Source organism: Pseudomonas fluorescens (assembly GCF_018614655.1).
Taxonomy (GTDB): domain Bacteria; phylum Pseudomonadota; class Gammaproteobacteria; order Pseudomonadales; family Pseudomonadaceae; genus Aquipseudomonas; species Aquipseudomonas fluorescens_BX.
Map to the genome: position 1 here is coordinate 251,422 of NZ_JAGGOG010000011.1, position 24,082 is coordinate 275,503.

General features: G+C 62.0%; 28 protein-coding genes. 8 read left to right on the top strand and 20 right to left on the bottom strand.

The window, feature by feature from the left end; all coding sequences use genetic code 11:
- Positions 1-7 precede the first annotated feature (7 nt).
- From gspD to gspG, 5 genes are read right to left on the bottom strand one after another with little or no spacing between them, the layout of a single operon-like run.
- Positions 8-2,362, bottom strand: a complete 2,355-nt coding sequence (gene gspD / locus J7E41_RS11480; protein WP_214992901.1) for a type II secretion system secretin GspD — start codon at positions 2,360-2,362, stop codon at positions 8-10.
- On the bottom strand, positions 2,359-2,922 hold the full coding sequence (gene gspM, locus J7E41_RS11485) for a type II secretion system protein GspM (protein ID WP_435304122.1): 564 nt from the start codon (positions 2,920-2,922) through the stop codon (positions 2,359-2,361). Before gspM ends, gspD begins: the two co-directional genes overlap by 4 nt.
- Complete coding sequence (gspL, locus tag J7E41_RS11490; protein ID WP_214992905.1) at positions 2,909-4,066, bottom strand: type II secretion system protein GspL; 1,158 nt, start codon at positions 4,064-4,066, stop codon at positions 2,909-2,911. The genes gspM and gspL overlap by 14 nt, the downstream gene beginning before the upstream one ends.
- The gene (gene gspK / locus J7E41_RS11495) at positions 4,063-5,022 is read right to left on the bottom strand and encodes a type II secretion system minor pseudopilin GspK (RefSeq protein ID WP_214992907.1); all 960 of its coding nucleotides are present in this window, start codon (positions 5,020-5,022) and stop codon (positions 4,063-4,065) included. The genes gspL and gspK overlap by 4 nt, the downstream gene beginning before the upstream one ends.
- The gene (gene gspG, locus J7E41_RS11500) at positions 5,022-5,471 is read right to left on the bottom strand and encodes a type II secretion system major pseudopilin GspG (RefSeq protein ID WP_214992909.1); all 450 of its coding nucleotides are present in this window, start codon (positions 5,469-5,471) and stop codon (positions 5,022-5,024) included. Before gspG ends, gspK begins: the two co-directional genes overlap by 1 nt.
- Before the next feature lie 148 nt (positions 5,472-5,619).
- On the opposite strand from gspG, the gene gspI reads away from it, so the two are divergent.
- Positions 5,620-6,009 (top strand): type II secretion system minor pseudopilin GspI, encoded by a 390-nt coding sequence (gspI, locus tag J7E41_RS11505; protein WP_214992912.1) that lies wholly within the window; start codon positions 5,620-5,622, stop codon positions 6,007-6,009.
- 6 nt (positions 6,010-6,015) lie between these two features.
- Here the strand turns inward: gspI and J7E41_RS11510 are convergent, their stop codons facing one another.
- Positions 6,016-6,447, bottom strand: coding sequence for a type II secretion system protein N (locus tag J7E41_RS11510; RefSeq protein WP_214992914.1), 432 nt, complete (start codon positions 6,445-6,447; stop codon positions 6,016-6,018).
- A 115-nt stretch (positions 6,448-6,562) separates the two neighbouring features.
- Here J7E41_RS11510 and gspH point away from each other — a divergent pair, with 115 nt between their 5' ends.
- Both gspH and J7E41_RS11520 read left to right on the top strand, forming a co-directional pair.
- Positions 6,563-7,024, top strand: a complete 462-nt coding sequence (gene gspH / locus J7E41_RS11515; protein WP_214992921.1) for a type II secretion system minor pseudopilin GspH — start codon at positions 6,563-6,565, stop codon at positions 7,022-7,024.
- The gene (locus J7E41_RS11520) at positions 7,021-7,632 is read left to right on the top strand and encodes a type II secretion system protein GspJ (protein ID WP_214992924.1); all 612 of its coding nucleotides are present in this window, start codon (positions 7,021-7,023) and stop codon (positions 7,630-7,632) included. The genes gspH and J7E41_RS11520 overlap by 4 nt, the downstream gene beginning before the upstream one ends.
- 13 nt (positions 7,633-7,645) lie before the next feature.
- Here the strand turns inward: J7E41_RS11520 and J7E41_RS11525 are convergent, their stop codons facing one another.
- The 3 genes from J7E41_RS11525 to J7E41_RS11535 are packed head-to-tail and all read right to left on the bottom strand — an operon-like array spanning position 7,646 to position 9,795.
- Positions 7,646-8,569 (bottom strand): FecR family protein, encoded by a 924-nt coding sequence (locus J7E41_RS11525; protein WP_214992928.1) that lies wholly within the window; start codon positions 8,567-8,569, stop codon positions 7,646-7,648.
- A gap of 39 nt (positions 8,570-8,608) precedes the next feature.
- Positions 8,609-9,154, bottom strand: a complete 546-nt coding sequence (locus tag J7E41_RS11530; protein ID WP_214992931.1) for an RNA polymerase sigma factor — start codon at positions 9,152-9,154, stop codon at positions 8,609-8,611.
- Positions 9,151-9,795, bottom strand: a complete 645-nt coding sequence (locus J7E41_RS11535) for an STN domain-containing protein (protein ID WP_251029462.1) — start codon at positions 9,793-9,795, stop codon at positions 9,151-9,153. Before J7E41_RS11535 ends, J7E41_RS11530 begins: the two co-directional genes overlap by 4 nt.
- Positions 9,796-10,030: 235 nt before the next feature.
- On the opposite strand from J7E41_RS11535, the gene J7E41_RS11540 reads away from it, so the two are divergent.
- Entirely contained in the window at positions 10,031-10,342 is a 312-nt protein-coding gene (locus J7E41_RS11540; RefSeq protein WP_214992933.1) for a hypothetical protein, read from the top strand.
- Here the strand turns inward: J7E41_RS11540 and J7E41_RS11545 are convergent, their stop codons facing one another.
- From J7E41_RS11545 to J7E41_RS11565, 5 genes are all read right to left on the bottom strand, one after another.
- Positions 10,343-10,972 carry a LysE family translocator gene (locus J7E41_RS11545; RefSeq protein WP_214992935.1) on the bottom strand — a complete coding sequence of 210 codons (630 nt, stop codon included), beginning with the start codon at positions 10,970-10,972 and terminating at the stop codon, positions 10,343-10,345.
- A gap of 75 nt (positions 10,973-11,047) precedes the next feature.
- Entirely contained in the window at positions 11,048-11,884 is an 837-nt protein-coding gene (locus tag J7E41_RS11550) for a sugar phosphate isomerase/epimerase family protein (protein ID WP_214992937.1), read from the bottom strand.
- Position 11,885: 1 nt separating this feature from the next.
- Positions 11,886-13,127: an NAD(P)/FAD-dependent oxidoreductase gene (locus J7E41_RS11555; RefSeq protein WP_214992939.1), complete on the bottom strand. Its 1,242-nt coding sequence runs from the start codon at positions 13,125-13,127 to the stop codon at positions 11,886-11,888.
- A gap of 18 nt (positions 13,128-13,145) precedes the next feature.
- Positions 13,146-13,466: a MocE family 2Fe-2S type ferredoxin gene (locus J7E41_RS11560; protein ID WP_214992941.1), complete on the bottom strand. Its 321-nt coding sequence runs from the start codon at positions 13,464-13,466 to the stop codon at positions 13,146-13,148.
- Positions 13,467-13,504: 38 nt separating this feature from the next.
- A complete protein-coding gene (locus J7E41_RS11565) occupies positions 13,505-14,617 on the bottom strand; it encodes a fatty acid desaturase family protein (RefSeq protein ID WP_214992943.1) in 1,113 nt (370 codons plus the stop codon).
- 183 nt (positions 14,618-14,800) lie between these two features.
- On the opposite strand from J7E41_RS11565, the gene J7E41_RS11570 reads away from it, so the two are divergent.
- Positions 14,801-15,844, top strand: a complete 1,044-nt coding sequence (locus J7E41_RS11570; protein ID WP_214992946.1) for a LacI family DNA-binding transcriptional regulator — start codon at positions 14,801-14,803, stop codon at positions 15,842-15,844.
- On the opposite strand, the gene J7E41_RS11575 is transcribed toward J7E41_RS11570, so the two are convergent.
- The gene (locus J7E41_RS11575) at positions 15,830-17,845 is read right to left on the bottom strand and encodes a sigma-54 interaction domain-containing protein (RefSeq protein WP_214992949.1); all 2,016 of its coding nucleotides are present in this window, start codon (positions 17,843-17,845) and stop codon (positions 15,830-15,832) included. The two genes, J7E41_RS11570 and J7E41_RS11575, sit on opposite strands and share 15 nt — an antisense overlap.
- A gap of 196 nt (positions 17,846-18,041) precedes the next feature.
- Between J7E41_RS11575 and J7E41_RS11580 the strand changes: the two genes are divergently transcribed.
- The 3 genes from J7E41_RS11580 to J7E41_RS11590 are packed head-to-tail and all read left to right on the top strand — an operon-like array spanning position 18,042 to position 20,824.
- The gene (locus J7E41_RS11580) at positions 18,042-19,067 is read left to right on the top strand and encodes a Gfo/Idh/MocA family oxidoreductase (RefSeq protein WP_214992952.1); all 1,026 of its coding nucleotides are present in this window, start codon (positions 18,042-18,044) and stop codon (positions 19,065-19,067) included.
- Positions 19,064-19,855 carry a TIM barrel protein gene (locus J7E41_RS11585; RefSeq protein ID WP_214992955.1) on the top strand — a complete coding sequence of 264 codons (792 nt, stop codon included), beginning with the start codon at positions 19,064-19,066 and terminating at the stop codon, positions 19,853-19,855. The genes J7E41_RS11580 and J7E41_RS11585 overlap by 4 nt, the downstream gene beginning before the upstream one ends.
- Before the next feature lie 42 nt (positions 19,856-19,897).
- Complete coding sequence (locus J7E41_RS11590; protein ID WP_214992958.1) at positions 19,898-20,824, top strand: sugar ABC transporter substrate-binding protein; 927 nt, start codon at positions 19,898-19,900, stop codon at positions 20,822-20,824.
- A gap of 209 nt (positions 20,825-21,033) precedes the next feature.
- Here J7E41_RS11590 and J7E41_RS11595 read toward each other — a convergent pair whose 3' ends face one another.
- The 5 genes from J7E41_RS11595 to J7E41_RS11615 form a co-directional block, all read right to left on the bottom strand.
- Positions 21,034-21,270 (bottom strand): hypothetical protein, encoded by a 237-nt coding sequence (locus tag J7E41_RS11595; protein WP_214992960.1) that lies wholly within the window; start codon positions 21,268-21,270, stop codon positions 21,034-21,036.
- A gap of 68 nt (positions 21,271-21,338) precedes the next feature.
- Positions 21,339-21,485, bottom strand: coding sequence for a DUF2474 domain-containing protein (locus J7E41_RS11600; RefSeq protein ID WP_214992962.1), 147 nt, complete (start codon positions 21,483-21,485; stop codon positions 21,339-21,341).
- A complete protein-coding gene (locus tag J7E41_RS11605) occupies positions 21,486-21,623 on the bottom strand; it encodes a hypothetical protein (protein ID WP_214992964.1) in 138 nt (45 codons plus the stop codon).
- Complete coding sequence (cydB, locus tag J7E41_RS11610) at positions 21,610-22,626, bottom strand: cytochrome d ubiquinol oxidase subunit II (RefSeq protein ID WP_214992965.1); 1,017 nt, start codon at positions 22,624-22,626, stop codon at positions 21,610-21,612. The genes J7E41_RS11605 and cydB overlap by 14 nt, the downstream gene beginning before the upstream one ends.
- Positions 22,627-22,641: 15 nt before the next feature.
- Positions 22,642-24,063 (bottom strand): cytochrome ubiquinol oxidase subunit I, encoded by a 1,422-nt coding sequence (locus J7E41_RS11615; RefSeq protein WP_214992967.1) that lies wholly within the window; start codon positions 24,061-24,063, stop codon positions 22,642-22,644.
- Positions 24,064-24,082: the final 19 nt, after the last annotated feature.

Here is a 24,082-nt window from a genome sequence, read left to right on the forward strand (position 1 = left end):
GCCATCATCACTGGCGTGTACTCCCCTCAATCGGCACCGCCCTGATCACCGCTCGCGTCGCCCCCGGAATCGCCTTCTCCACCGAAGGCAACTGCGGCGCCTGCACATCCGGCATGGCCCAACTACGCTCCGGTTGCAACTCTCCTTGCGCCCGGCGCATAAACTCATACCGGTTCAACGTAATGCTGCGCCCCGCCCCACTGTCCCGAATAATATAAGGCCGCAAAAACACCATTAGATTGGTCTTCGTCACACTGCGCTTTTCGTTCCTGAACAACGCCCCCAGCCCCGGAATATCCGACAGCCATGGCACCGCGTCGTTGCTCTGGCTATACCCGTCCTGCAACAGCCCCCCCAGCACCATGATCTGCCCATCATCCAGCAAGATGCTGGTATCGATCGCGCGTTTGTTGGTCACCGTCCCGGCCTCTACCGAGGCCCGCGAATCGACACTGCTGACCTCCTGGTAGATGTCCAGCTTCACTGTACCGCCCTCGGAAATCTGCGGCCGCACATTGAGCTTGAGCCCCACCTCCTCGCGCTGCACCGTCTGGAACGGGTTATTGCTGGTCCCACCGCCCCCGGTCACATAACTGCCGGTGACAAAAGGGATGGTCTGCCCGACAAAAATACTCGCTGCCTCGTTATCCAGGGTCAGCAAGTTAGGTGTCGACAACACATTGGTGCCGCCCTTGCTCTTGAGTGCACGGGCCAGGACCTTGAGGTCGAGCACCTTGCCGATCCCTGGAATGTCGACGGTACCGTTGACCAGGCCGATATTCAGGCCCTTGGGCAGCACGTCAATGCTGGTCTTGCTGGCGGGTGCACCATTGAGTCCGCTGCCACCGAGATTGACCCCGCCAAACCCGCCCTTACCTCCCAGATTGCCCGCCTGCCACTGCACGCCGAACTCACTGGCATCGTCCTCGCCCACTTCGACGATCAGGCTTTCGATCACCACCTGCGCCCGGCGCTGGTCGAGCATGTCGATGACTTCCCGCAGGTTGCGGTACAGCGGATCAGGCGCCGAGATCAACAGGGTGTTGGTGGTCGCGTCCGCCTGAATCGTCACGCCACCGGCACTGAACGCGGTGTTCTGATCGTTAGGCGAAGGGCTCGCACCCTGGCTGCTGGAGGCACTGGTACCCTGGCCATAGCCACTGCTGCCCGAGGAGCTGCCACTGCCGGTGGACGTACCGCTGCTGCCTTGCGAACTGCCCTGGCCGCTCTGCCCGTTGCCACCCATGCTGCTCAGCTTGGAACGGGCGTTGTCGCTCACGCCGCTCTCGCTTTCACCGGTCAGCAAACCGCGCAGGGACTGAGCCAACTTGCCGGCCTGGGCGTTGCGCAGGTACACCACGTGCATATTGCTCGGGTTGCTCTGGGCATTGTCCAGTTTGTAGATCAGGTTGCGCGCCAGCTCCGTGCGCTCCGGGCTGCCGGCGCGGATGATGATCGAGTTGGAGCGCGGGTCGCCGATCACATTGATTTTCTGGGTCTGGTCGGCGCCCTGGTTTTCCAGCAGTTCGGAAACCATCGCCGCGATGTCCACGGCAATCCCGTTCTGCACCGCCACCACATCGGTGTCAATCGCGCTCGGGGTGTCGATACCGGCGATGATCTGCGCCACCCGTGTCAGGTTTTCGGCGTAGTCGGTGATGACGATGCTGTTGTTGCCGGGGTATGCGTTGATCGGGTTGTTCGGCGACACAATCGGGCGCAATACCGGAATCAGGTTGACCGCGTTTTCGTATTGCAGGCGAAAGGTACGGGTCTGCATGCCGTTGCCACCGGCGCTGCCAGGTGTGTAGACCGGTCCGCCCAACAGTTTGGCATCGGCTTCCGGCACCACCTGGGACACCCCGTCGACGTCCACCACGCTGAAGCCCTGCATGCGCAGTGCCGCCAGCAACATATCGTAGGCCTGGTGCGCCGGCACCTGGCCTTCGCTGACCAGGGTCAGGTTGCCCTTGACCCGGGGGTCCACCAGGAATTGCTGGCCAGTGGCACGGGACAGGGCACGAACCACCGCCTGAATATCCGCGTCGACAAAGTTCAATTGCACCGGTTGGTCACCCAAGGGGTTGCGCACCGCTCTGCTGGGGGCGACTGCATGGCCAGCGGCGTTGTTGGTCACCGGATGCAGCACCCGAGGCCGTTGCTCCAGTGGGCTGAGCGTCGGTTTATGATCGAGCGTTGTGTCGCCGCTACGTCGGGTATCGGCCAAAGGCTGGCCGAGCTGACTGTCCACCAGCAAGGGTTTGGGTGTGGGTGATTGATTGGTGCTGCACGCCCCCAATGCCAGCAGCAACAGGGGCGCGACCGTGCGGTAACGCGCAGCGTTGGAAACAGACCACTTCATGAAGCTTCCTTAGCGCCAGGCGCCTGATCCATGCGAACGGTGCCGGATAATGTGCCGGCCGCGTCTTCAGCGATGGCCGTGCCTGCCCGTTGCAAGCGGGCCTCGGACACGTCCAGGGAAAATGCGCGGGTGTTGTCCAGCAGCCAGCCCACCACGGCATCCGCCGGTGCCTCTTGAAAGGTCAGGCGCCAACTGCCGGGGCCAGCGTCTTCGGCGGCCTGTAATTGATAGCATCCCTTGAGCCCGGCGTCGTCGAGGGCCTGACGCAGGGCTGCCTCCAGGTCTTGCCCGGCGAGCGCTCGATGGTTGGGGGTGGCGGTCTGCAATAAAGCCTGCAAGGTCTCGGCCTGGGCCCGCAGTTTCGGAGTCTCGGCTTGCCAGTAATCGAGTTTCTTCAGCGGTGGCTGGATCAGCAGCAGCCACGACAGCAGGCCCACCAGCACCAGGGCCGCGCCCATGACCAAGCGCTTTTCCCGCAAGGCCAGGCCATTCCAGAACACTTGGCCCTGGTTGCGCAGGCGTTGCCAGCGGGCGCGATACGCAGAATTATTCATCTTCATCTTCATCATCGTCGTCTCCGGCAGATTCGTCGGCGTCGACCTGCTCGGTGGCCGGGACGAGGGTCCAGCCCTGATCGTCGCGAGTGGCGCTGAAACCGGCCTCGGCCAACATCGCTTGCCAGTCACCCTCCACGGCAGGGCTGCGACTGTCAGCCAACAGACTCAGGTGCAGCCGACCTTCTTCGAAGACCAGGGTTTCAACGCTGCCCACCATAAACGGCATGTTGCTGCCCGCCAGTTGCAACAGGCTGGTGAAGCGCTGGCCGGGGTCTGCGACCGCGCCATTCTGGCGCGCGGCCAGTTGCTGGCGGGCCTGCTGCAACGGGTTGAGAATGATCGACAGTTCGGGGAAGGCCTGCTTGACCTGCTCACTCATGTGCGCCTTGAGTCGTTGCCCTTCATCTACCTGGCGTGCGGCATACAGGTTCAGCCCCAGCGTCCAGACCGTCAGCGCCAACGCGGTAAGGGCCAGCGCCCTGCCCCAACCGGCGGCGCCTGCATCCGGGGCCTCGAGCCGGCCGTGCAGACCCCAGGCCGGCGGCGTGCCACTCAAGCGCTGCGTCGCACCTTCGGCCACTTGGTGCAGGTCGGTGCCGCTGCGCAGCAGTTCGTCCAGCGCCTGCGGCCCCAGTGGATGCACCGCGCCCTGTTGCAAACTGTGGCGCAGCAACAACTGTTCATCGACCAGTGCGACGGTCAATTGCCCTGCGGCAGGGACCGGCAAGGCATAAGGCGCCGGGTACAGGCCGCGCACTTTCAACTGCGCCTGGGTCAAGACCCGGTTCAACTGCTCAAGGCTAACCAGGGGCAACCAACCCACCTGAACCAGGCCGGTAGTCTCCCGAGGACCGTGGGCGACGTGCATCTGTTCGATCGGCCCCAGAATCAACGCCTGGGCCGCACACCCAACCGCCGCGGCCACTTTCGCCGCCGGTAGCTGCGGCAACTCCAGGCTGGTCAGCTGACTGTCTCGGGGATGCAGAAAACACTCGGTTGCCACCGCCTTGTGCGCCTGCCCCAACTGCACCAGGCTGCTGCGGCCTTCATCGGTGATGCGTCCGGCACGGTCCAGCCGAACGAACTGCACCAGGCTTTCGACACTTAGCTGATCCAGCGGCGGCAAGGCAATACGCAGGCGACTCATGCACCCACCCGTGACCAGATCACCTGGGGCTGTCGGTCCTCGGGGCGATACAACAGCGCGTCAAGTGTGACCCGGCGCTGCTCATGCCGGGCCTGGCCATGGAGGCGAAACCACTCACTGGTAATCCCTACCTGAACCTCGTCCATCGCCACCTGCGGCAAACGCAAGCGGTTGACGAAGTCCCCGCGATTGATGAACCAGCGCCCGCCGTCACGTTCGGCCACCAGCGCTCGCGCCCGGGACAGATCGAGCCCCGGCACTACGGCACTGAGCACTTCGGCGCTGGCGGTGTTGCCGTTGACCCAGGTATTACCGGGCAACACACTGATATAGGCCGCCATCCGTTGCAGCAGGCGCGGGCCCAGGCCGTCGATATCCGCCAGGTCTTCCAGGCTGCGCAACATCGGCCGCTTGGCCGGCAGCACGTCGTCATCCGCCCCTGGGGACGTGTCTCGACCGCTATTGAAGCCCGCCCCGCTGGAGCCCGGTTTGCTCAAGCGTTGATCATAGGAACTGATCACCCGCTGACTGATGCGCTGACTGAGGCCGGGATCAACGCCGATCAACTGGCACAGGCGCTCGAAACTGCGCAATTGGGCCAAGTCCGGCTGCTGACGGATGACCAGGTTGCTCAGGTTGAACTTGCCTTGCTCATCGACCAGGCGCCCCTCGAAAGCCGCCCCAAGGTTCGCCGCCTTGGGCCCGACAATGGGCCTGGCCCAGGGTTGGTCAAGTCGGGTCAGAACATCTCGCTGACGTGCATCCCAAAGCATCTGGCGGCTGATCTCCAGCCCGCCCTGCAATACCCAGCGGCCCTGGATACGCAGTTGCTCGGCTTCCAGGCTGCGCATGAAGACGGTTTGCCGGGTGAGCATCGCACCGGCGATCACCGCGACCACGGCGGCGATCAACAAAGCGCTGATAATCGCCATACCCCGTTGTGAATGGACATTCATCAAAGCTGCCAGGAACCGATATCGGCATTCACACCGTCACCATCCGGTTGGCCGTCGGCGCCCAGGGAGAACACATCGATTTCGCCATTGGCGCCCGGGTTGAGGTAGTGGTAAGGCCGACCCCAAGGGTCATTGGGCAAGCGCTCCAGATAGGCGCGCCAGTTGCTGTCTTTCGCATTCGCCGGGCGCTCCACCAGCACCTTCAGGCCTTGGGTGGCTGTCGGATAACTGCCGTGGTCGAGGCGGTAGAGTTTCAGCGCCTGCATCAGTCCGCCGATGTCTTGCTTGGCGGCCGTGGCACGCGCCTGGTCCGGTCGATCAAGCACCTTGGGCACCACCATCGCCGCCAGGATGCCGAGAATGACCACCACCACCATAATCTCGATCAGGGTGAAGCCACGCTGGCCGCGAGGGCCTGGCAACGGGGACGTGAAGCGCGCGATATCCATCTCGACATTCCTGGGCTTGAGTGCTTTTCGCCGCGCAGTGTTGCAAGAACACATGTCAGTCGTATTGAAAATCCTCGGGAGCTTTAGTCACCAAACGGTCAACTTCCGGGGCTAATCTGCGGGGCTGTTTCCCGACCAGGAGCACGTCATGGGCGGCCCTCGCAACGAGCAAGGCTTTACCCTGATTGAAGTGCTGGTAGCGCTGGCGATTATTGCCGTGGCGATGGCCGCAGCCGTACGCGTGGCAGGCTTGATGACCCAGAGCAACGGGCTGTTGCGGGACAAGTCGATGGCCCTGTTGGCGGCACAGAGTCGCCTGGCGGAGTTGCGCCTTGAGGGTCGCTTGAGTCCCGGTAAAAAGGTCTTCGAGTGTGATCAGGGGCGGCTCAGGCTGCGCTGCGAACAGGTGATCAATCCCAGCACTGATGACCGGCTGTTCAGGGTCAGCGTGCAGGTGCTGGACAGCGCCCGCGAAGCACCTCCCCTGGCGCGCCTGGAAACCTTATTAGGGCGCCCGCCCTTGAAAGCGGCGCCGTGAGCAAGGTTATTGCCGAGTGAGCGTTGGCAAGACAGGAGCGTCTGGCTGCCTAGCGAGGTTCACCCGGACCTTTTCACTGCCGCGCTCGATCACCACCCCATCGCCTTCAATCGCCGCCAGGCGTACCCCCGGACTGAGGCGTTCGCCCGACAGAAAGCTGCGGGGCGGGCCGTCGTTGAGGCTGAGGATCGCCACCGCGCCACGGGCACCGGCCAGGACGCCGGTGACCTTGACGTCCAGCGGTGCCGGAACATTGGAAAACCATTGCCGCGCCGGGTTATCGCTGCGGGCGGCCAGCGCCTGGGGTGCGATCGCCGGGGTGTGGGATTCGGCGGACGTCAGCAGCAGCGGCGTCCAGATCACCACCCCGGCCAGTGCCGTCAGCAACGCCAACGCCTGGACGGCCTGGGCGGGTGAAAAACGATGGGCGAATGCCATGGGCGGGACCTCCTGTTTGTCCGTCCCGACAGCCTACAGATCAATTCGCACGTTTTTATTTCACAGACTCATCATGTTCATCGTGCAGGATCGAATCAACGCCTGGGAGCGCACCATGACCCGAGTCAAACAACAGGGCTTCACCTTGATCGAGCTGATGGTGGTGCTGGTGATCATCGGCATCGCCAGCGCCGCCATCAGCCTGAGCATCAAGCCAGACCCACTGCGCCTGCTGCGCAAGGATGCCGAGCGTTTGAGCCAGCTGTTGCAAGTGGCCCAGGCCGAAGCCCGTGCCGACGGCCGCGCAATCACCTGGCGGGCGGACGCCAAGGGTTTCCGTTTCAGCCGACCGACGGACGACGGCCTCGGCGTGGAGTACTTCAACCGCGACGAGCAACTGCGCCCGCGCCCCTGGGACAGCACGCCGATGCAAGTACGCATCGAGCCCCGGCAAATCCTGATACTCAATGCCGAATGGATCAACCCGCCCCTGCACGTGGTGTTATCCGATGGGCAACATAGCCTCAGCCTGCAAAGGGACGCCGCTGGATTGCTGCGGGTGGTGAACCAGCCATGAAGAACCGGCAGAACGGTTTCACGCTGATCGAGGTCATGGTGGCGATCATGCTGATGGCGGTGGTCAGCCTGATCGCCTGGCGTGGCCTGGACAGCGTCACCCGCGCCGACAGTCACTTGCAAGCCAGCACCGAACAGACCGAGGTGTTGTTGAGGGCACTGAATCAGTTGCAACAAGACGTCAGCCTGCGGGCCGGGATTGAGTTGGCGCTACCGGACAACGCCGAAACCCCGGGCCCGGCTCCGGGTGCCCTGCCAGCATTGACGGTGCGCAGTTCCGACAGCAAGGGCTTTCGCCTGGAGCTGATCCGCAGTGCAGCGAACCCGGACATCGGCTTGCAACGGGTGCATTGGTGGCTCAAGGGCGACACGTTGTACCGGGCGGTCGCGCCGCCACAGGACAGGTACCCACTGCCCGCGCCCCGGGATGCGGTGGCGGTGCTGAACCAGGTGAGTGATGTGCAGGTTCGGGTCTGGGATGCGGACAAAGGGTGGCGGCAATTGAGCGGGAACCGGCAGGAGAATCCGCAGGGGATGGAGATCCGCCTGGTGCGTGAGACGCCTCAGGGGGTTGAACGGTATCGGCAGGTGTTGGGGCCTTTGCAATAGCGGCTACAAAAAGCTAACTCAACAACACCACCCCACCCGGCAACTCCGTGCACTTGGCACCGTAGGCATCCCGAATCAGCAACGCCACACCCGCCAACTGGTTGAGGTTGAAACGCGCCTGCACCCGCCGCTTGCCCAGCTCGGCATTGAGCAGCACCAGCATCCCCGGGCGATAACGGTTGATCTCGTCAATCACAGTGTTCAGGGTCGCGTTGTTGAACACCAGCACCTGCTCGCGCCAGGCGATCACCGCCTGGGTATCCACGGTCACCGGTTCACCCAGCCCGGCAGCGTCGTAACTCAATTGGCTGCCGCTGCCCAGGCGCACACTGCGCCCGGCGACCTGTACCAACAGTGAACCGTCGATACAGGTCACGCAGACGCTGTAATCGGTATTGCGAACATTGAAGCGCGCCCGGGCGGCGGTAACCCAGCCGGTGCCCGCCTGGACCCTCAGCGGCTGCTCGGCACCGGCCATCACCTCGACCTCTCCTTCCAGCAACTCGATGCCCTGCTCGCGACGGCTGATACGGGTCTGAGTATTGAGCTCCAGGCTGACGCCGTCACCCAACTCGACCCGGCGTTGTTCGCCCACTTCGGTGCGATAGTCCGCCGTGAGCCCGGCAAAACCGCCGGGCACCGAGAGCCGTACCATAAACAGCGCCGCCGACGCTGCAATCGCTCCGCCCAGAAAGGCACGCCGCCCGAAATGACGCGGTTGCTGCTGCTCGGCGGCAGGTGCCAATTGGTGCCACAACACCTTGGCCTGCTCGAAGGCCTGGGCATGCTCGGGGCTCTGGGCGCACCACTGGCGCAAGGCCTTGGCATCGGCGACGGTGGCCTGGCCCGAGGTCAGGAGAACCAGCCAGTCCCGGGCTTCGCCGCGCAGTTGGCTGTCTGGTGTATCCCGAGCAGTGGAGAGGTTAAAAATGTTCAAGCGCGCAGGTACTCACGGGTTTTTCTAGGGGCTCAACACTTAAGACGGTTTTCCGGCACCGGGACCGAACCGCTGGACCACTTTTCTTTCAAGACGCTGTGCGCAGTGCCCCAGGGCCGCCTTGATTTCCTTCTCGACCATGCGGGTAGAGATGCCGAAACGCTGGGAAATTTCCAGGTGCGGCGCCTCTTCCAACCGAGCGGCAATGAGGATCTTGCGTCGCCGCGCCGGCAGTTCGTAGAGGGCCTTGACCAGAGACTGGATTTCTTTCTGGCCACCCACCACCCGAGAGGGGTCCTGGGCTTCGTCCACTGTCTGCAGCAGCTCTTCGACTTCACTGCCGGTCAACAGCCGGGCATCCGCCTGGCGCCGGTCAGCGGCGATGTTCAAGGCGATGCGGTACAGATAGGCATTGGGTTGCAGCAGGTTCGGCGGCTCGTCCATGCGGTCGACCCGCAGGTAGGTTTCATGCAGGACATCGTTGGCCAGGTCCTCCGACCCCAGGCGTTTGCGCAAGCGCACCCTGAAGTCCTCGTAGGACGCCAGGAACAACCTGACCATCGGACTGTGCCCGGTGTCTTTCATGCCCCCGAAACTCCTTCCCCTGCTGTGCATTCCATGCGTTTTCCTGTGGTGTCGGGCATCAAAAGTAAAGTGACCGGCAAGCGCAACGAGCTCGGTGCCGGACGTTCGACGTGGGTACTGGCGAGGGTACGAACCAACACCTCGTCGCGCTGAACATCACCGGTTGAGGTGACCAGGAAACTGTGTTCGATGAGACCGTCATGGTTGACCCACACCTGAACCAGGGCGCGAAAGCTGCCCGGGCGGGTCAGCGGCGAACGGCACAAGCTGCGCTCGATGGCCCGTTGCAAGGCCGTGGCGTAGCTGCTGTTGATTCGCGTCGTGCCACGCGCCTTTGGCCCCCGAGTCAACGCAGGCGTACTGACCTCGGGTACCTGCAGGGTGAACGCATCGCTGCGGGCATAACGCGCCATCAAGCCAGTTCCTGTCAGTAATACGCCCAAGGCCTGCGGTGCACTGTAACGCCCGTGTACCCCAATCGAGCGCCGTCCCCGCGTCAGTTCACGGTCCACCAGCACCGCCATCCCGGTCGCCCGACTGAACGCTTCCAGGGCAGGCGCCAGGTTCTGTGCCGGCAGGTCCAGATTGATCAAGGGCGACACTTCAAGCGGCGCCGCACGCACGAGCACCGGTAACGCCAGAAACAGCAGGAGCAGGCAAGCGCCCACGAAAGCCGCGTGCCTCCAAGCCCCCCGCTCGACCCTTGCTCTGCATCGCTGCACGGCTGACGTGTCCTAGAAAACCGTCATCCTGAGGCCAGTTTATGAATCTGATGTTACGGTGATTGCAAAAAAACATCACCGTTTCGCCAAGTGCCGTGCACTACACTTGCAGCCCATAACGGCTTACTTCTTCGAGGCCGCATGGAGGCGAAAAATGAAGCTTCTCCTGACCCTTGCCGGCCTGCTGCTGTGCGCTGGCGTGCCGTTGGTCGCCATTGCCGAGGAGGCCCCTAGCGGCTGTACCGAGGTCAAGGTCGATGGCTATAAGGCGCCGGACTATGGTTGCCTGAGCCAACAGATGGGCAACAACCCGCAGGCAGCCAAGGCCACACAGAAGAATAAAGAAGCGCAGAACGTGCCCATCGAAAATCGCCCACCAAATCAGGTCGGCCTCTCGACGCCGGCCGCCACCCGCGTGCGCATGGGCAATACCTTTGGCACGTCGGTCAAGCCGCAGCGGCCATGATCAATGGGCGTCCTGGCGCCGATACAAGGTCAGCCCCAACGCCAGCAGCACCAGGATGCCCGCGCAACTGCGGTTGACCCACTGCATCACCCTGGATGAAAACCTGCGCATGGCGTGGCGCCCACCGATGGCGTAGACGCTCATCATCACGCAGTCGATCAGCACGCTGATCACCGCCAATATCAGGTACTGCTGGGCAACGGGTTCGGCAGGTTGGATGAATTGCGGCAGGAACGCCGAAAAGAAGATCAACCCTTTGGGGTTCGACAGCCCGACGAACAACGCCCGCAGGAACGCCGAACGGCCACTTGCGGTGCTCGTCACTTCAGACGCGGACAACGCCCGGGTGGGCGCGCGCCACAACACCCAGGCCAAGTACAGCAGGTACAGCGCGCCCACCCATTTGACCAGTGAGAACAGATGTTCGGAGGCCTGGAGTAAAGCCCCCAGCCCCAGACCCACGGCGCCGATCAACAGCAGGTCGGACAAGGCCGCGCCCGCGATGCCGAAGCCGGCGACCCGCATGCCCCTGGAGGCGCCATTGCTCAACGCCAGGAGCATTGAAGGCCCAGGCGTCATCATCACGGCGCTGACGGCGAGGATATAGAGAAGCAGCGTTGAAAGGTCCATCGTGGCAAGGCTCCGGCGTGGGTGACGGATAGTCAATGTAGCCGACCGCCAGACGGAATGCAGCCACCCTCCTCTTTATGGACGTGCCTGGCACTCACTCCACACCTCACGCATCAGGTCCTTGAGCAGCAACGCCTCGGCCCAGCGATCGCTGATGTCGCGCCCCTCGCTCCCCGTTATCGCGTAGGGCGGCGGCCCCAGCTCACAGGTAAAAGACAGACTGTCGGGCCGCTCGGCGCGGGCCAGCCAATCCTCGATTCCGTAGCGCCACCAGCCGAGGAAACGCTCCAGCCAGGGTCGGTGCTGGGGGAAGCTCAAGGGCACCTGGACCTGTTCACCGTTGGAGACACGACCGTGGAAGCCCCAACTGTGGCGCAAAAGAGTACGAATTTGCTCATCGTCCTCGGCTGCCGCCGGCTCGGGTAACTCACGACCGACCACGTAGTGGGACAGGTCAGCCAACAACTTGAGATCCGGTATTTCTTCCAACAGGTCGAGGGTAAACAGCAAGTCGCTGGTCAGACGATAACGATGGGTTTCCAGCAGGATCGGAAAGTCCACCTGTTCGGCCAGGCGCTGCCAACCTTCGATCAGTTTGATCGCCTGAACCAGGGTGCGTGGCCGGACATCCGCCTGCAGGGTGAGGTGATGACAGCCATGACGGCAAGCCACTTCCAGCGCTGCCGCCAGGTCATCCACGCTGCGGGGGAACACCTGGCCTTCGATCTGGAGGCCGTAGGCCTTGGCGCCAGCGTGCAGGCTAGCAGCATGTCGGGCATCCCAGAAATGGTCGGTAATGCCGTCGTAGCCGGCTGCGGCAATCTTCTCGAGCTGTGCTTGCAGGGGCAACTCGCAATGGCCGCGGTGATCTTGCATGGCCCACAGGGATTGAAATATCAGGAACTCACTCATGTCAGCTTCTCAATAATTGTTTGAGCGCTACGCTGGCATCGGCCAGTGCGCACGCCGAAAGCGGACCAGGATGAGCGATCAGCCGCTCGCATAGCTTGATGTCCCTGGCGACGCTGTTGCCAGGACCCCAACCGCACGCCCCTAGCAAGCGTTGCTCGGAATCGAGATAGAACAGCAGGAAACCACCGTCCGGAAATATTCGGCTCGCCGCAGGCTCTGTCGTGAAAATCACCCCGACTGTTTGCAGGCTCCAGTCGTATTGATCAGACCAGAAGCCGGGAATGACCTCGAAGGGCAACTCGCCGCCCAGCAGGTTCAGGGCCGCATGACGACCTTGGGTCTCGGCGTTGCGCCAGGTTTCCTGACGCTGGAAACCCCCTTCAGGCTGCAGGCGAAACTCACAGACATCCCCCGCCGCAAACACATCAGGTGCGCTGGTGCGCAACTGCGCATCGACACGAATGCCCTGCCCAACCTCAAGCCCTGCGGCGGCCGCCAGTTCCGTGTTGGGCAGCATGCCGATCCCCACAACCACCAAGTCGCAAGGCAACACCTGGCCATCGACCAACTGCACGGCTTCGGCCTGCAGGCTGCCCTGCACCGTTTCGATGGCCACGTTCAAGCGCACGTCCACACCGTGGCTGCGATGCAACGCCAGCAAGGCATCGGACAGGCGTTGCGGCAGCACTCTTCCTGCCAGGCGCGATCCCGCTTCAAGCAGCGTCACACTGCAGCCCAGGGCCCGCGCGGTGGCTGCAACTTCGAGGCCGATAAAGCCGCCCCCGACCACCACCAGACGGGTACCGGGGCGCAACACCGCACGCAGGGCCAGGGCCTCGTCATGGGTGCGCAGATAAAGCACATTGGCCCAGTGTTCCGGCACATGAGGCAAGCGCCGCGCCCTGCCCCCGGTGGCCAACAACAAACGCCCATAGTCCAGCCAGCGGCCGTCGGCCAGTTGCAGGCGGTGCTGCGCCGGGTCCAGGGATTTCACCGGATTGCCCGCCAGGTATTCAATACCCAACTCGGTAAGCCGAGCGCTGTCGCACAGGCTGCATCCGGCCAACTCAACGGTACCTTGCAGCAGCCCCTTGGACAGCGGCGGACGTTCGTAGGGCGGGTGCAACTCATCCCCGATCAGCACCAGGCGACCGCAATAACCTTCCTCGCGCAGGGTCAAGGCTGCCCTGCCACCGGCATGCCCCGCCCCTACGATAACCAGTGGCGCATTGTCAGGACTCATGGTGCATATTCCTCACTCTTAAACCGTGATAGCGAGCAGCAGACGTCCCGCCTCGACCCGGACCGGATACGTCTTGAGGTTGATGCACGCCGGTGCTCCCAACGCCTTGCCGGAGCGGTAGTCGAAGCGACCGTTATGCTTGGGGCATTCGATGACATGGTCCATCACCAGCCCATCGGCCAGGTGGATCGCTTCGTGGCTACACAGACCATCGGTGGCGAAGAACTCACTGTCGGCCGAACGGTAAACAGCATAGGTGCGCTGGGCGTGGTCGAAACGGATGACGTCTTCTTCATCAATATCGTCCACGGCGCACACATCGATCCATTGATCAGTCATGGCTTTTTTCTCTTGTTGTTGTGCAGGTATCGAAGGTGTCAGCCAGCCAGGGCTTCTGGTTGCGCCACAACAGCGGCCTCGGGCTGCGAGCCTTGGGGTACCGGGCGCCGGACGAAGTGACTCGGGTCTTTGCGCTGCTGCCAGATCGTCGGGAGAATTTCCCTGAATGCGTCGAACAGGCTGGTATAGGGCGGCGGGCAGTCGTGACGGATTTCCTCATGCAACTGCGCCAGTGCATGAAACGGCACCATCGGGTACATGTGGTGCTCAAGGTGATAGTTCATGTCCAGGTACAGAAAGCGCAGCAGCGGGTTCATGTAAATCGTGCGGCAGTTGCTGCGGTGATCGAGTACATCCTCTGCCAGGCCCACATGCTGCGACAACCCGAACAGGTAGGACAGCCAGCCGCCATAGAGGGTGGGAAGGCCAATAAACATCAGTGGTAACCAGCTGTGCAGGTACAGCGCAGCCCCCACGGTGAGCGCGTAGATCACGATCCAGATACGCGCATCGCGTACTACCCTGGGCCATTCGGATTCGGGGATGAAAGTTTGCTCCTCCTCGCTCATACGTCCCGCCGCATGCCGGCAGACCGAAACCATGGTCTTCAACGCATAAGGCATCCGAAACAGGCTCAGCACCATCATGATCAGGCTCGGCGGACGCGGTTCGACGATTTCCGGATCTCGTCCTACGATGATCGTGTCGGTGTGGTGCCGTGCATGGCTCCAGCGCCACACATGGGGCTCGAACATGAACATGAAGCTCGACACCTGATAGATCACATCACTCATCCAGCGGGTCTTGAACGCCGTGCCGTGCCCCGTTTCGTGCCAACGGGCATTCGATGCGGTGCCGTAGAGCAACCCGTAGGCGAAGAAAAACGGCACGCAAGCCCACGAGCCCCAGAACCAGTAGCCACCAAACCCGGTCACCAGCAGCGCCAACAGCCAGATCGCAGTGTCCCGCAAGGCCGGGCCATCGCGGCGCTGCATCAACTCCTTCATGCGTTTACGGGAAACCGGCGACTGGTACCAGTCGGCCGACACCAGTCCTTTGTGTGCCGCCCGGGCGGCTTCGGGCCCAGTCAGCCGATAATCTCGAGGTCGGGCGTCGGCAGGTTGTTCAAAAGCGGCGTTGTGTTCAGGCATTTTTATTGTTCTCCGCAAGCGGGATGATTTCAGGCGCTCGCCTGAAGGTGGGAGGTCATCGCTTGGGAAAATATAGAGAGCGCACAAACCGTCCTCAATCCCTTGAATACATTCCCTATCAAGCTATCATCCAGGCCCAATACAGCTTGATAGTTTTCTATCAAGACGCTTTCGGGGCTCACCATGAACGATAGAAAACGCCCAACCATTGCCACCGTCGCCGAGCATGCCGGTTTGAGTGTCGCCACCGTGGACCGGGTGCTCAACGCGCGAGCGCCCGTCAGTCCGACGACTGCCGAGCAGGTATTCCAGGCCGCCGAAGCCGTCGGTTATTTTGCCGCAAGGCTGATTGGCCAACGCATTCGCGAACGTCGGCCCAGCTACCGTTTCGGCATCCTGTTGCTGGGTACCGCTCAAGCGTTCTATGCCAACGTGGCCGCCGCCATCAACGAGGCGGCGCAGCGTCAGGAAGGCGCTAACGTGAGCTGTCAGTTCGAGTACATCGTTGATCGCACACCCGGCGCTATCATTGCCCAGATTGAACAATTGGCGGTGCAGTGCGACGGCCTGGCGGTGGTCAGCTTCGCGCACCCACAGATCAATGCCGCCATCGCGCAGATCAGGGAGGCTGGCGTTCCGGTGGTTGCCCTGCTGTCCGATATCCATGAGGCCGCCGCCGAGCCCTATGTCGGCCAGGACAATCATCAGCTCGGGCGCACCATGGGCTGGCTGGTGGCTCACACCTGTGGCGCACGCAAAGGCAGCGTTGCCGTGCTACTGGGCGGCCATCGTTTTCTCGGCCATCAGGCTCGGGTCGAAGGCCTGCGCAGTTACCTGGCGGAGCATGCACCGGGGTTGCAGATGCTCGAAGCGGTGATCAACCTGGATAACTGCGATATCACCGAAGAGGCCACGCTGGAACTGCTGGCCCGCCACAAGGATTTACGCGCGCTGTGCGTGGTCGGTGGCGGTGGCGACGGCGTCATCAACGCGTTGTCGCAGTTGCCCAAGCGTCCGTCGCTGTGCTGCATCCTGCAGGAATCCACGCAGCTATCGCGACAAGCCCTGGCAGATGGGCTGATCAGCCTGGTCATCGACGCCCAGCCACGCTTGCTCGCCCCGGCACTGGTGGACTTGCTGGTGCAATTGCAGACTACGCCGGAGTTCGATCCACTACGGCACCGGATTTATATTCCACTGCAAATCATCACTTCACAGAATGCTTGATCCCACAATACGGAAATCCCCGGCATTCAACCCGAATCGGCTCATCTTGTTGTACAGCCCGCCACGGGACACATTCAGTTGCCTGGCGGCCAGGCGGATATTGCCACCGGTGTCATTGAGGGCCGCGATGATCGCGTTCATTTCATGGGTACCCAGGTCCTGGGCGGCCTGTGGCTGCAGCACACTGCCCGGCGCCGGCTGACGGGGGCGTTGCTTGATTTCCAGGGGCAGGTCCGCCGCCTGGATCAGTTCGGTCACCGCCAGGTTGGTCGCACGTTCAATGGTGTTTTCCAGCTCGCGGACATTGCCGGGCCACCCGTAGGCCGCCAGGATCTCCAACGCCTCGGGCGCAATCCCCTGCACTGACTTGCGCATCGACCGCGCGCAACGACCCAGAAAATGCCGCGCCAGCAAGGGAATATCGTCCCGGCGCATCCGTAGCGGCGGCACCGTCAGGTTGAGCACGTTGAGCCGGTAGTAAAGGTCTTCCCGGAAGGCGCCTTCGGCCACCGCCTGGCTCAGGTTGCGGTGGGTGGCGGCGATGATGCGCACGTCCACCTGACGGGATTTCCTGGCCCCCACACGTGTCACTTCACCTTCCTGCAAGACCCGCAACAGACTGACCTGGGCGTCGAACGACATGTCACCGATTTCGTCGAGAAAGATGGTGCCGCCATCGGCCAATTCGAACTTGCCCGCAGAACCGCCACGGGTTGATCCGGTGAAGGCACCCTCGACATGCCCGAACAATTCACTCTGCACCAAGTCCCGCGGAATCGCCCCGCAATTGACGGCCACGAACGGTCCGCTGCAGCGATCACTGGCGTTATGGATCGCCTGGGCGAACAGTTCCTTACCGGTGCCGCTTTCACCCAGGATCAAGGTGGTCGAGTCACTGCGACTGGCGATGCGTCCCAGGTGCAAGGCGTCCTGGATGGCACGCGAAGTCCCCTGGATAGTCTCGAAGGTGTAGCGGGCCTGGGTGCCGATGATCCGCCGGGTGATTTCCCGGATGCGCCGGTTTTCACGCAAGGACACCACACGCCCACCCTGCTCCAGTGCACAGACGGAAACCAGGCACGCCAGGTGACTGCGATCATGCAGTTCGAACGTGCAGTCCAGGTCCCGCAGCCCTTCCCCGCCACGCATCAGGATTTCAGCGCTCAGTTCACTCTGGCCCAGGCGCTGGAACGGACTGCCGAGCAAGTCCCGTCCCACGCGAAACAGTTGCCGGGCATAGCGGTTGAGCGCCTTGATGCGGCCGCGCTCATCCAGCACCACCAAGCCCTCATTGAGCACTTCAAGCACGGTTTGCTGCTCTTCCAACAGGGTTTGCAGCGCCATCTGCCGCGAGACCGCTTCGGCGGCAGCCTGGACGGTGCCCAGGGTATGGAAGTGAAACCAGCCCGGCTCGGCGGTCAGGGTCAGCATCGCCAGTGTCCTGCCCTGATCATCCCGGATGGGCGCAGCGGCGCAATGCATGCGCCGTCGACGCAAGCCGGTGCCGAAGTTTTCCTCGGCCAGCACATACATCAACCGGTCTTCGGCAATCGCCAGCCCGGTGCAGTTGGTGCCCTGTACCGACTCCAGCAGTCGACTGCCCACCGGGGTAAGGTCCAGGCCGCAGAAATACAGGGTCGTGCCTTCGGCATCGGTCAGGTTGATATGGCCCCTGGGGTTATAGGCCAGCAACCCCCGCATGACTTCTGCCGCGGCGGCGATCAACACCCGATTGTCCGCCAGCGTGGCCGACAGGCTGTCAGGCGCGACAAACCGGTAATTGCCATCGTCCGGCTCAAGGCCGGCCTCGACACTGCGCCGCCATGAGTCCCAGATCACTTGCCTGACGCCGGTCGGCCGTGCGGTGCGCCCTTTCTGGCACGCTTGCCATGCCTGTTCGAGTGCGGCAATGGGCTCGCCACTCAAGGACGCAGGCCCCAGGGCGGTAATGTAATCCAGGTCTTCAGCGCTGAAGGCCATGGGCTGTGGGTTTACCCGCATCGACGTTCACCCCAATGTTCATATTTTTGACATGTCAGTATAGACATGTCTTTTACATGAACACTTATTTAACAATTAAAAGAATAAATCCATAACTTTCAATAGGTTAATAAATGGCATGACGCTTGCTCTGTTGTCCCTACCCGCGCAGAACACCTGTCGCGGCGCCATTGAACAACAAGAAAAGGAGTCATCCATGGGCATTACTTCCAAGATCATCCGCCTCGGCCTTATCGGTGCCGGTCGTATGGGCAGCTTTCACGGCCTGACCGCCGCTCGGCACATTCCCGGTGCCTGCCTGGCCGCCATCGCCGACCCAACACCCGGCCAGGCCGCTCGCCTGGCGGCGGAGTTAGGTGTCGCGCGGGTCTACACCGACCCACAGCAACTGCTTGAAGACCCGGAAATAGACGCCGTATTGATCGCCGCCCCCGCCCGCAGCCATGCCGAACTGGTGATCAGCGCCGCCCGCGCCGGCAAGGCGGTCTTTTGTGAAAAACCCATGGCCATCACCCTTGACGAAGCCGACCGCGCCATCGCCGCAGCCGCTGACGCCCAGGTCGCGCTGCAAGTCGGTTTCAACCGGCGCTTTGCCAAAAGCTTCCGCGCGGCTCACCTGGATGTGGTCGCCGGCCGTATCGGCACGCCGCAACTGCTGCGCTCGCTGACCCGCGACCCGGCCCTGAACAACCCGGCGGCTTCACCGCAATGGGTGATTTTTCTCGAAACCCTGATTCATGACTTCGACACCCTGCGCTACCTCAACCCCGGCGCCGAAGCCGTTCAGGTACAGGTCATGGCGGATGCGCTGATCGCCCCGGCGTACAAGGACAAAGGGTTTCTGGACACGGCGGTGGTGACGATCCGTTTCGACAACGGCGCCATCGCCACCGCCGAGGCCAATTTCCAGGCGGTCTATGGCTACGATGTGCGTGGTGAAGTGTTCGGCAGCGCAGGCATGCTCACCATGGGCGGCCTCAACGACTCCGACCTGGTGCGCTACCTCGCCAGTGGCATCCAGGCCGATACCCAGCGCATGGACACCGACCTGCTGCGCGACGCCTACATCGCCGAGCTCAACCACTTTGTCGACTGCGTGCGTACCGGCGCCAAACCCCTGGCCAGCGGCGAAGATGCACGAGCAGCACTGGCCATTGCCCGCGCCTGTATCGAATCCTTCCAGCAAGGCAAACCGGTGGCCGTACCAGGAGCCCGCTCATGAGCTTCATACCGTTCAAGCTGGCCGTCAGTGCCGAGATGGTCTTCCTCGACCTGCCCTTCACCGAGCGCGTCAACCGGATTCACGGCTTGGGTTTCAGTGCCGAAATCTGGGACTGGACGAAAAAGGACATCGCGGCCCTGGTCGCTACCGGCGCTGATTTCACCTCCATGACCGGCTACATCTGCGGCAACCTGACCGATGCCGACGACATCCAGCAACTGCTGGACAGTGCGCGAGAATCCCTGGCCATTGCTGCCCAGTTGAATTGCCCCAGCCTCAACCTGCACGGCACCGGCCTGGGAGATCGAGGCCTGCCAGTCAAACCCGTGGCCCATACCACAGGACGCATGTGGCTGAGCGCCTGCAAGACCCTGGAGAAAATCGCTCTCCTGGGAGAAGACGCCGGTCGGGTGTTCCTGCTGGAGAACCTCAACACCGAGGTCGACCATCCCGGCACACCCTTCGCCCGCGCCGACGATACCCTGGCGTTGATCGAGGCCGTGGGCAGCCCACATTTGAAGATGAACCTGGACCTTTATCATGCCCAGATCGGTGAAGGTAACCTGATCGAACTGATCCAGCGCGCCGGCAGCGCCATCGGCGAAATCCAGGTGGCCGATGTGCCGGGCCGCAAGGAGCCCGGCACCGGTGAAATCCATTACCCGGCGATTGCCAAGGCTTTGTTCGACATGGGATACACCGGAGTCGTCGGGCTCGAAGGCTGGGCCAGCGGCGACAGCGAAGCGGCCCTTGAGCGCTTTCGGCAAGCGTTCACCCTGCACCACTGATCTTGATGAATTTCAACTCATAACAACAAAAGGAAAACCATCATGCGTCGTACCTCGTTGTTTTTTGCCGCGCTGTTAGTGCTCTTCAGTCAATGGACGTTTGCCAGTTATCGCATTGGCGTCAGCATCGCCAGAGTCGACGACAATTTCATGACCTATGTGCGCAACGGTCTTGAAGAGGCGGCGAAAAAGGAAGACGTCCAGATCCAGTTCGAAGACGCCCAGGGCGATGTAGTGCGCCAACTCAATCAGGTCGAAGGGTTTCTCAATCAGAAGGTCGACGCCGTCATCGTCTTGCCCGTGGACACCGCTGCCACGGCCAGCATGACCCGTGCCGCTGTCGCCGCGAACAAGCCCTTGGTCTACGTCAATCGCCACCCGGACGAACGCAACTTGCCCAAAGGCGTGGTCACGGTGGCGTCCAATGACATCGAAGCCGGACAGTTGCAGATGCGCTTCCTGGCGGAAAAACTGGGGGGTAAAGGCACCCTCGCGATCATCATGGGCGACCTCGCACAGAACGCTACCCATGACCGCACCGAAGGCGTCAAACAGGTGCTCAAGGACTATCCCGGGATCAAGATCGTTGAGCAGCAAAGTGCCGAGTGGCAGCGCAACAAAGGCATGGACCTGACCAGCAACTGGCTGCTGGCCGGTACCCACTTCGACGCCATCGTCGCCAACAACGACGAAATGGCCATCGGCGCCGCCATGGCTCTGCAACAAGCCGGCAAGGCCAAGGGCGAGATTGCCATTGTCGGCATCGACGGCCTGCCTGACGGTCTGGCGGCCATCAAACGCGGGATGCTTGCGGCGTCGGTATTCCAGGATCCCAGGGCGCAAGCCAGCAGCGCGTTGCAAGCGGCGATCAAGATGATCAAGGGCGAACCGGTGGACCCGGAGGTCTGGGTGCCCTTCCAGTTGATCAAGCCGGATCAGGTGGCGGTGTTTGAGCAGCGCTACAAATAAGCCAAAACCTCGAGCTGCCTCATTAGCAGGAGGCAGCTCTTTCTCCTGTCAATGCACCGCCCGCGTCACCAGAAAGCTCACCAACTGCGGATCATCTTCCAGCTCGATAGCCTGAACCGAGTTCCGCGTTCTCTGCGGCCATGCAACTGCCGGCGCAGGCGTGGAGCCATCTGATCTTTGGCCTGGTGGTCGCCAGTGTCTCGGCGTTTTTATCGCCTCGAGCCTACCCACCGCTCCGCCGCCTCTTGCGCCTCTTTGAACGCCTGTTCGTAACTGTCCCATTGGTCCCCCTCTACATAGGCCATCAGCGGTGGTGACTCTGCCAGCGTGAGCGTCGCGCCAACAGGCACGTCGAGCGGCGGGCTCCAGCTGAAACCAATCTGCACGACCACGCCTTTTTTCGTCCTGTACTCAACGGGATGCGATTTATCAATGCGTACCGACATTTGTCTCTCCTCGATCCGGCGCCAGGCCATTAGTGCCTGACGCCTCTTCTCAAATCATCACGTAGCCATCAATGGGTGGTCATGCCGGCCATGTGCATCATCCAGCGAAAACCGCTGGCCACGATGCCGAGTGCAATCACGCTGGCGAACCAGATGCCAATCAACCAGAGCAGCCGCGTGTACCAGGGGCCAGACTGGTTTTGAGTCTGCGACACTTAGAGCGTTCCATGGGCGAACTCCATCATCAGTCCAGTGGCGGCTGCCAGCATGATCAGGCCCCCTAGAAACAGCAGGCTTAGCTGGGCCACATGCTTGTAAAAAGGAATGGGTTTTGCAGTCTCAATGGTAGCCATCGCCAATCCTCACTTTGCCGCGGAACACGTAGTAGCTCCAGCAGGTGTACATCAAGATGATCGGCAGGATGAACAAGGTGCCAATCAGGATGAACAACTGGCTGGAAGGCGGCGATGCGGCCTCCCACAAGCTGATGGACGGCGGGACGATGTTCGGCCAGATGCTGAAGGCCAGGCCGATATAGCCCAGAAACACCAGCGCCAGGGTAAAGACGAACGGCCAGTGGGAATGGTGTTGACGCAAGGTCTGCAACAAGCCAACCAGCGCCAGCACACCCAACAGCATCAGCCCGCCAAACACCACGATATGGGCGTGGGCGAACCAGCGTGTCGCGATTTCAGGGTGCAGCCAAGGCGTCCAGACACACAGCACCGCGACCACCGCCGTCAAGGCAAACGCCAGGAAGCGCGTGTAATGGCGCATCCGCGACTCCAGCATGCCCTCGGTCTTGACCAGCAACCAGGTGCTGCCGAGCAACGCGTAAGCCACCACCAGCCCCAGGCCGCAGAACAACGGGAACGGCGACAGCCAGTCCAAAGTGCCGCCGGCAAACTGGCGATCCACCACAGGAATGCCGGAGATATAAGTGCCGATCACGATGCTCTGGCAAAACGTCGCCAGGAACGAACCGCCGATAAAGGCCATGTCCCAGATATGCCGCTTTTGGGGGCTGGCCTTGAAGCGGAACTCAAACGCCACGCCGCGAAAGATCAACCCGGCCAGCATGAAAATCAGCGGCAGGTACAACGCTTCCAGGATCACCGAGTACGCCAGCGGAAACGCCCCGTACAACGCCGCCCCGCCGAGGATCAGCCAGGTTTCGTTGCCGTCCCAGACCGGCGCTACCGTGTTCATCATCACGTCGCGCTCCTGCTCATCCGGGATCAGCGGAAACAGGATGCCCAACCCCAGGTCGAAGCCGTCCATGATCACGTACATCATCACCCCGAAGGCGATGATGACGCCCCAGATCAACGACAGATCTATACCTTGAATACCCATGCTCATTCCCCTTGATCAGTTGGTGTGGTCGCCGGACGCCAGCGTCTCGGTGACAGCGGACAGGGGACGGCGTGGTGTGCGCTCCTGGCCAGGGCCGCCCTGAGGCGGATGATCGTGATGAGGCTGCGGGCCCTTGCGCACCAGTTTCATCATGTAGCCGATGCCCACGGCGAACACCGAGAAGTAGATCACCACAAACAACGCCAGGGAGATGCTGAGCTGCGTGACGGTGTGATTGGACGCCGCATCCGCCGTGCGCATCAGCCCATACACCACCCACGGCTGACGCCCGACTTCAGTGGTGATCCAGCCCGCCAACATCGCGATCAAGCCGGTCGGCCCCATGAACAACACCAGGCGCAGGAACAGCCGGTTGCGGTACAGCGCGCCGTTACGGCGCAACGCCAGGCCCAGCAATCCGGTGAAGATCATCAACATGCCCAGCCCGGCCATGATCCGGAAGCTGAAGAAAATGATCGTTGCGTTGGGGCGGTCTTCCTTCGGAAAGCTTTTGAGCGCGGGGATCTGCTTATCCAGGCTGTGGGTCAGGATCAGGCTGCCCAGGTACGGCACTTCGATCGCATAACGGGTCTTCTCGGCTTCCATGTCCGGGATGCCGAACAACACCAGTGGCGTCGGTTCATTACCGACGTTTTCCCAGTGCCCTTCCATCGCGGCGATTTTGGCTGGTTGATGCTCCAGGGTATTGAGGCCATGAGCATCACCCACCACGGCCTGGATCGGTGCCACGATCAGCGCCATCCACATCGCCATCGAGAGCATGGTGCGCACCGCCGGCGTGTCGTTTTTACGCAGCAAATGCCAGGCCGCCGAAGCGCCGACAAAGAACGCCGTGGCGACAAACGCGGCAATTGCCATGTGCATCAGGCGGAACGGGAACGAGGGGTTGAACACAATGGCCAGCCAGTCCAACGGCACTACGCGGCCATCGACGATGGAGAAGCCTTGGGGTGTCTGCATCCAGCTGTTGGAGGCCAGGATCCAGAACGTCGAGATCAACGTACCGATGGCAACCATCACCGTGGAAAAGAAGTGCAACCCACGCCCTACCCGGTTCCAGCCAAACAGCATCACCCCCAGGAACCCCGCCTCAAGGAAAAACGCGGTCAGGACTTCATAGGTGAGCAAGGGCCCGGTAATGCTCCCGGCAAAGTCCGAGAAGCGGCTCCAGTTGGTGCCGAACTCGTAGGCCATGACCAGTCCGGAGACCACGCCCATGCCAAAGTTGACGGCAAAGATTTTCGACCAGAAGTGGTACAGGTCCTTGTAGACCGACTGGTTGGTTTTCAGCCACAGGCCTTCGAGCACCGCCAGGAAACTGGCCAGGCCGATGGTGATGGCGGGAAAAATGATATGAAACGAGACCGTAAACGCAAATTGTATGCGTGCAAGGTCCAGCGCTTCGGGATTAAACATGGCGATTCCCTCAAGTTGG

Bases quoted from the DNA above. Each gene is read 5' to 3' on its own strand.
- gspD (WP_214992901.1), bottom strand. From the start codon at position 2,362: ATGAAGTGGTCTGTTTCCAACGCTGCGCGTTACCGCACGGTCGCGCCC.
- gspM (WP_435304122.1), bottom strand. From the start codon at position 2,922: ATGAAGATGAATAATTCTGCGTATCGCGCCCGCTGGCAACGCCTGCGC.
- gspL (WP_214992905.1), bottom strand. From the start codon at position 4,066: ATGAGTCGCCTGCGTATTGCCTTGCCGCCGCTGGATCAGCTAAGTGTC.
- gspK (WP_214992907.1), bottom strand. From the start codon at position 5,022: ATGAATGTCCATTCACAACGGGGTATGGCGATTATCAGCGCTTTGTTG.
- gspG (WP_214992909.1), bottom strand. From the start codon at position 5,471: ATGGATATCGCGCGCTTCACGTCCCCGTTGCCAGGCCCTCGCGGCCAG.
- gspI (WP_214992912.1), top strand. From the start codon at position 5,620: ATGGGCGGCCCTCGCAACGAGCAAGGCTTTACCCTGATTGAAGTGCTG.
- J7E41_RS11510 (WP_214992914.1), bottom strand. From the start codon at position 6,447: ATGGCATTCGCCCATCGTTTTTCACCCGCCCAGGCCGTCCAGGCGTTG.
- gspH (WP_214992921.1), top strand. From the start codon at position 6,563: ATGACCCGAGTCAAACAACAGGGCTTCACCTTGATCGAGCTGATGGTG.
- J7E41_RS11520 (WP_214992924.1), top strand. From the start codon at position 7,021: ATGAAGAACCGGCAGAACGGTTTCACGCTGATCGAGGTCATGGTGGCG.
- J7E41_RS11530 (WP_214992931.1), bottom strand. From the start codon at position 9,154: ATGAAAGACACCGGGCACAGTCCGATGGTCAGGTTGTTCCTGGCGTCC.
- J7E41_RS11540 (WP_214992933.1), top strand. From the start codon at position 10,031: ATGAAGCTTCTCCTGACCCTTGCCGGCCTGCTGCTGTGCGCTGGCGTG.
- J7E41_RS11545 (WP_214992935.1), bottom strand. From the start codon at position 10,972: ATGGACCTTTCAACGCTGCTTCTCTATATCCTCGCCGTCAGCGCCGTG.
- J7E41_RS11550 (WP_214992937.1), bottom strand. From the start codon at position 11,884: ATGAGTGAGTTCCTGATATTTCAATCCCTGTGGGCCATGCAAGATCAC.
- J7E41_RS11555 (WP_214992939.1), bottom strand. From the start codon at position 13,127: ATGAGTCCTGACAATGCGCCACTGGTTATCGTAGGGGCGGGGCATGCC.
- J7E41_RS11560 (WP_214992941.1), bottom strand. From the start codon at position 13,466: ATGACTGATCAATGGATCGATGTGTGCGCCGTGGACGATATTGATGAA.
- J7E41_RS11565 (WP_214992943.1), bottom strand. From the start codon at position 14,617: ATGCCTGAACACAACGCCGCTTTTGAACAACCTGCCGACGCCCGACCT.
- J7E41_RS11570 (WP_214992946.1), top strand. From the start codon at position 14,801: ATGAACGATAGAAAACGCCCAACCATTGCCACCGTCGCCGAGCATGCC.
- J7E41_RS11575 (WP_214992949.1), bottom strand. From the start codon at position 17,845: ATGCGGGTAAACCCACAGCCCATGGCCTTCAGCGCTGAAGACCTGGAT.
- J7E41_RS11580 (WP_214992952.1), top strand. From the start codon at position 18,042: ATGGGCATTACTTCCAAGATCATCCGCCTCGGCCTTATCGGTGCCGGT.
- J7E41_RS11585 (WP_214992955.1), top strand. From the start codon at position 19,064: ATGAGCTTCATACCGTTCAAGCTGGCCGTCAGTGCCGAGATGGTCTTC.
- J7E41_RS11590 (WP_214992958.1), top strand. From the start codon at position 19,898: ATGCGTCGTACCTCGTTGTTTTTTGCCGCGCTGTTAGTGCTCTTCAGT.
- J7E41_RS11595 (WP_214992960.1), bottom strand. From the start codon at position 21,270: ATGTCGGTACGCATTGATAAATCGCATCCCGTTGAGTACAGGACGAAA.
- J7E41_RS11605 (WP_214992964.1), bottom strand. From the start codon at position 21,623: ATGGCTACCATTGAGACTGCAAAACCCATTCCTTTTTACAAGCATGTG.
- cydB (WP_214992965.1), bottom strand. From the start codon at position 22,626: ATGGGTATTCAAGGTATAGATCTGTCGTTGATCTGGGGCGTCATCATC.
- J7E41_RS11615 (WP_214992967.1), bottom strand. From the start codon at position 24,063: ATGTTTAATCCCGAAGCGCTGGACCTTGCACGCATACAATTTGCGTTT.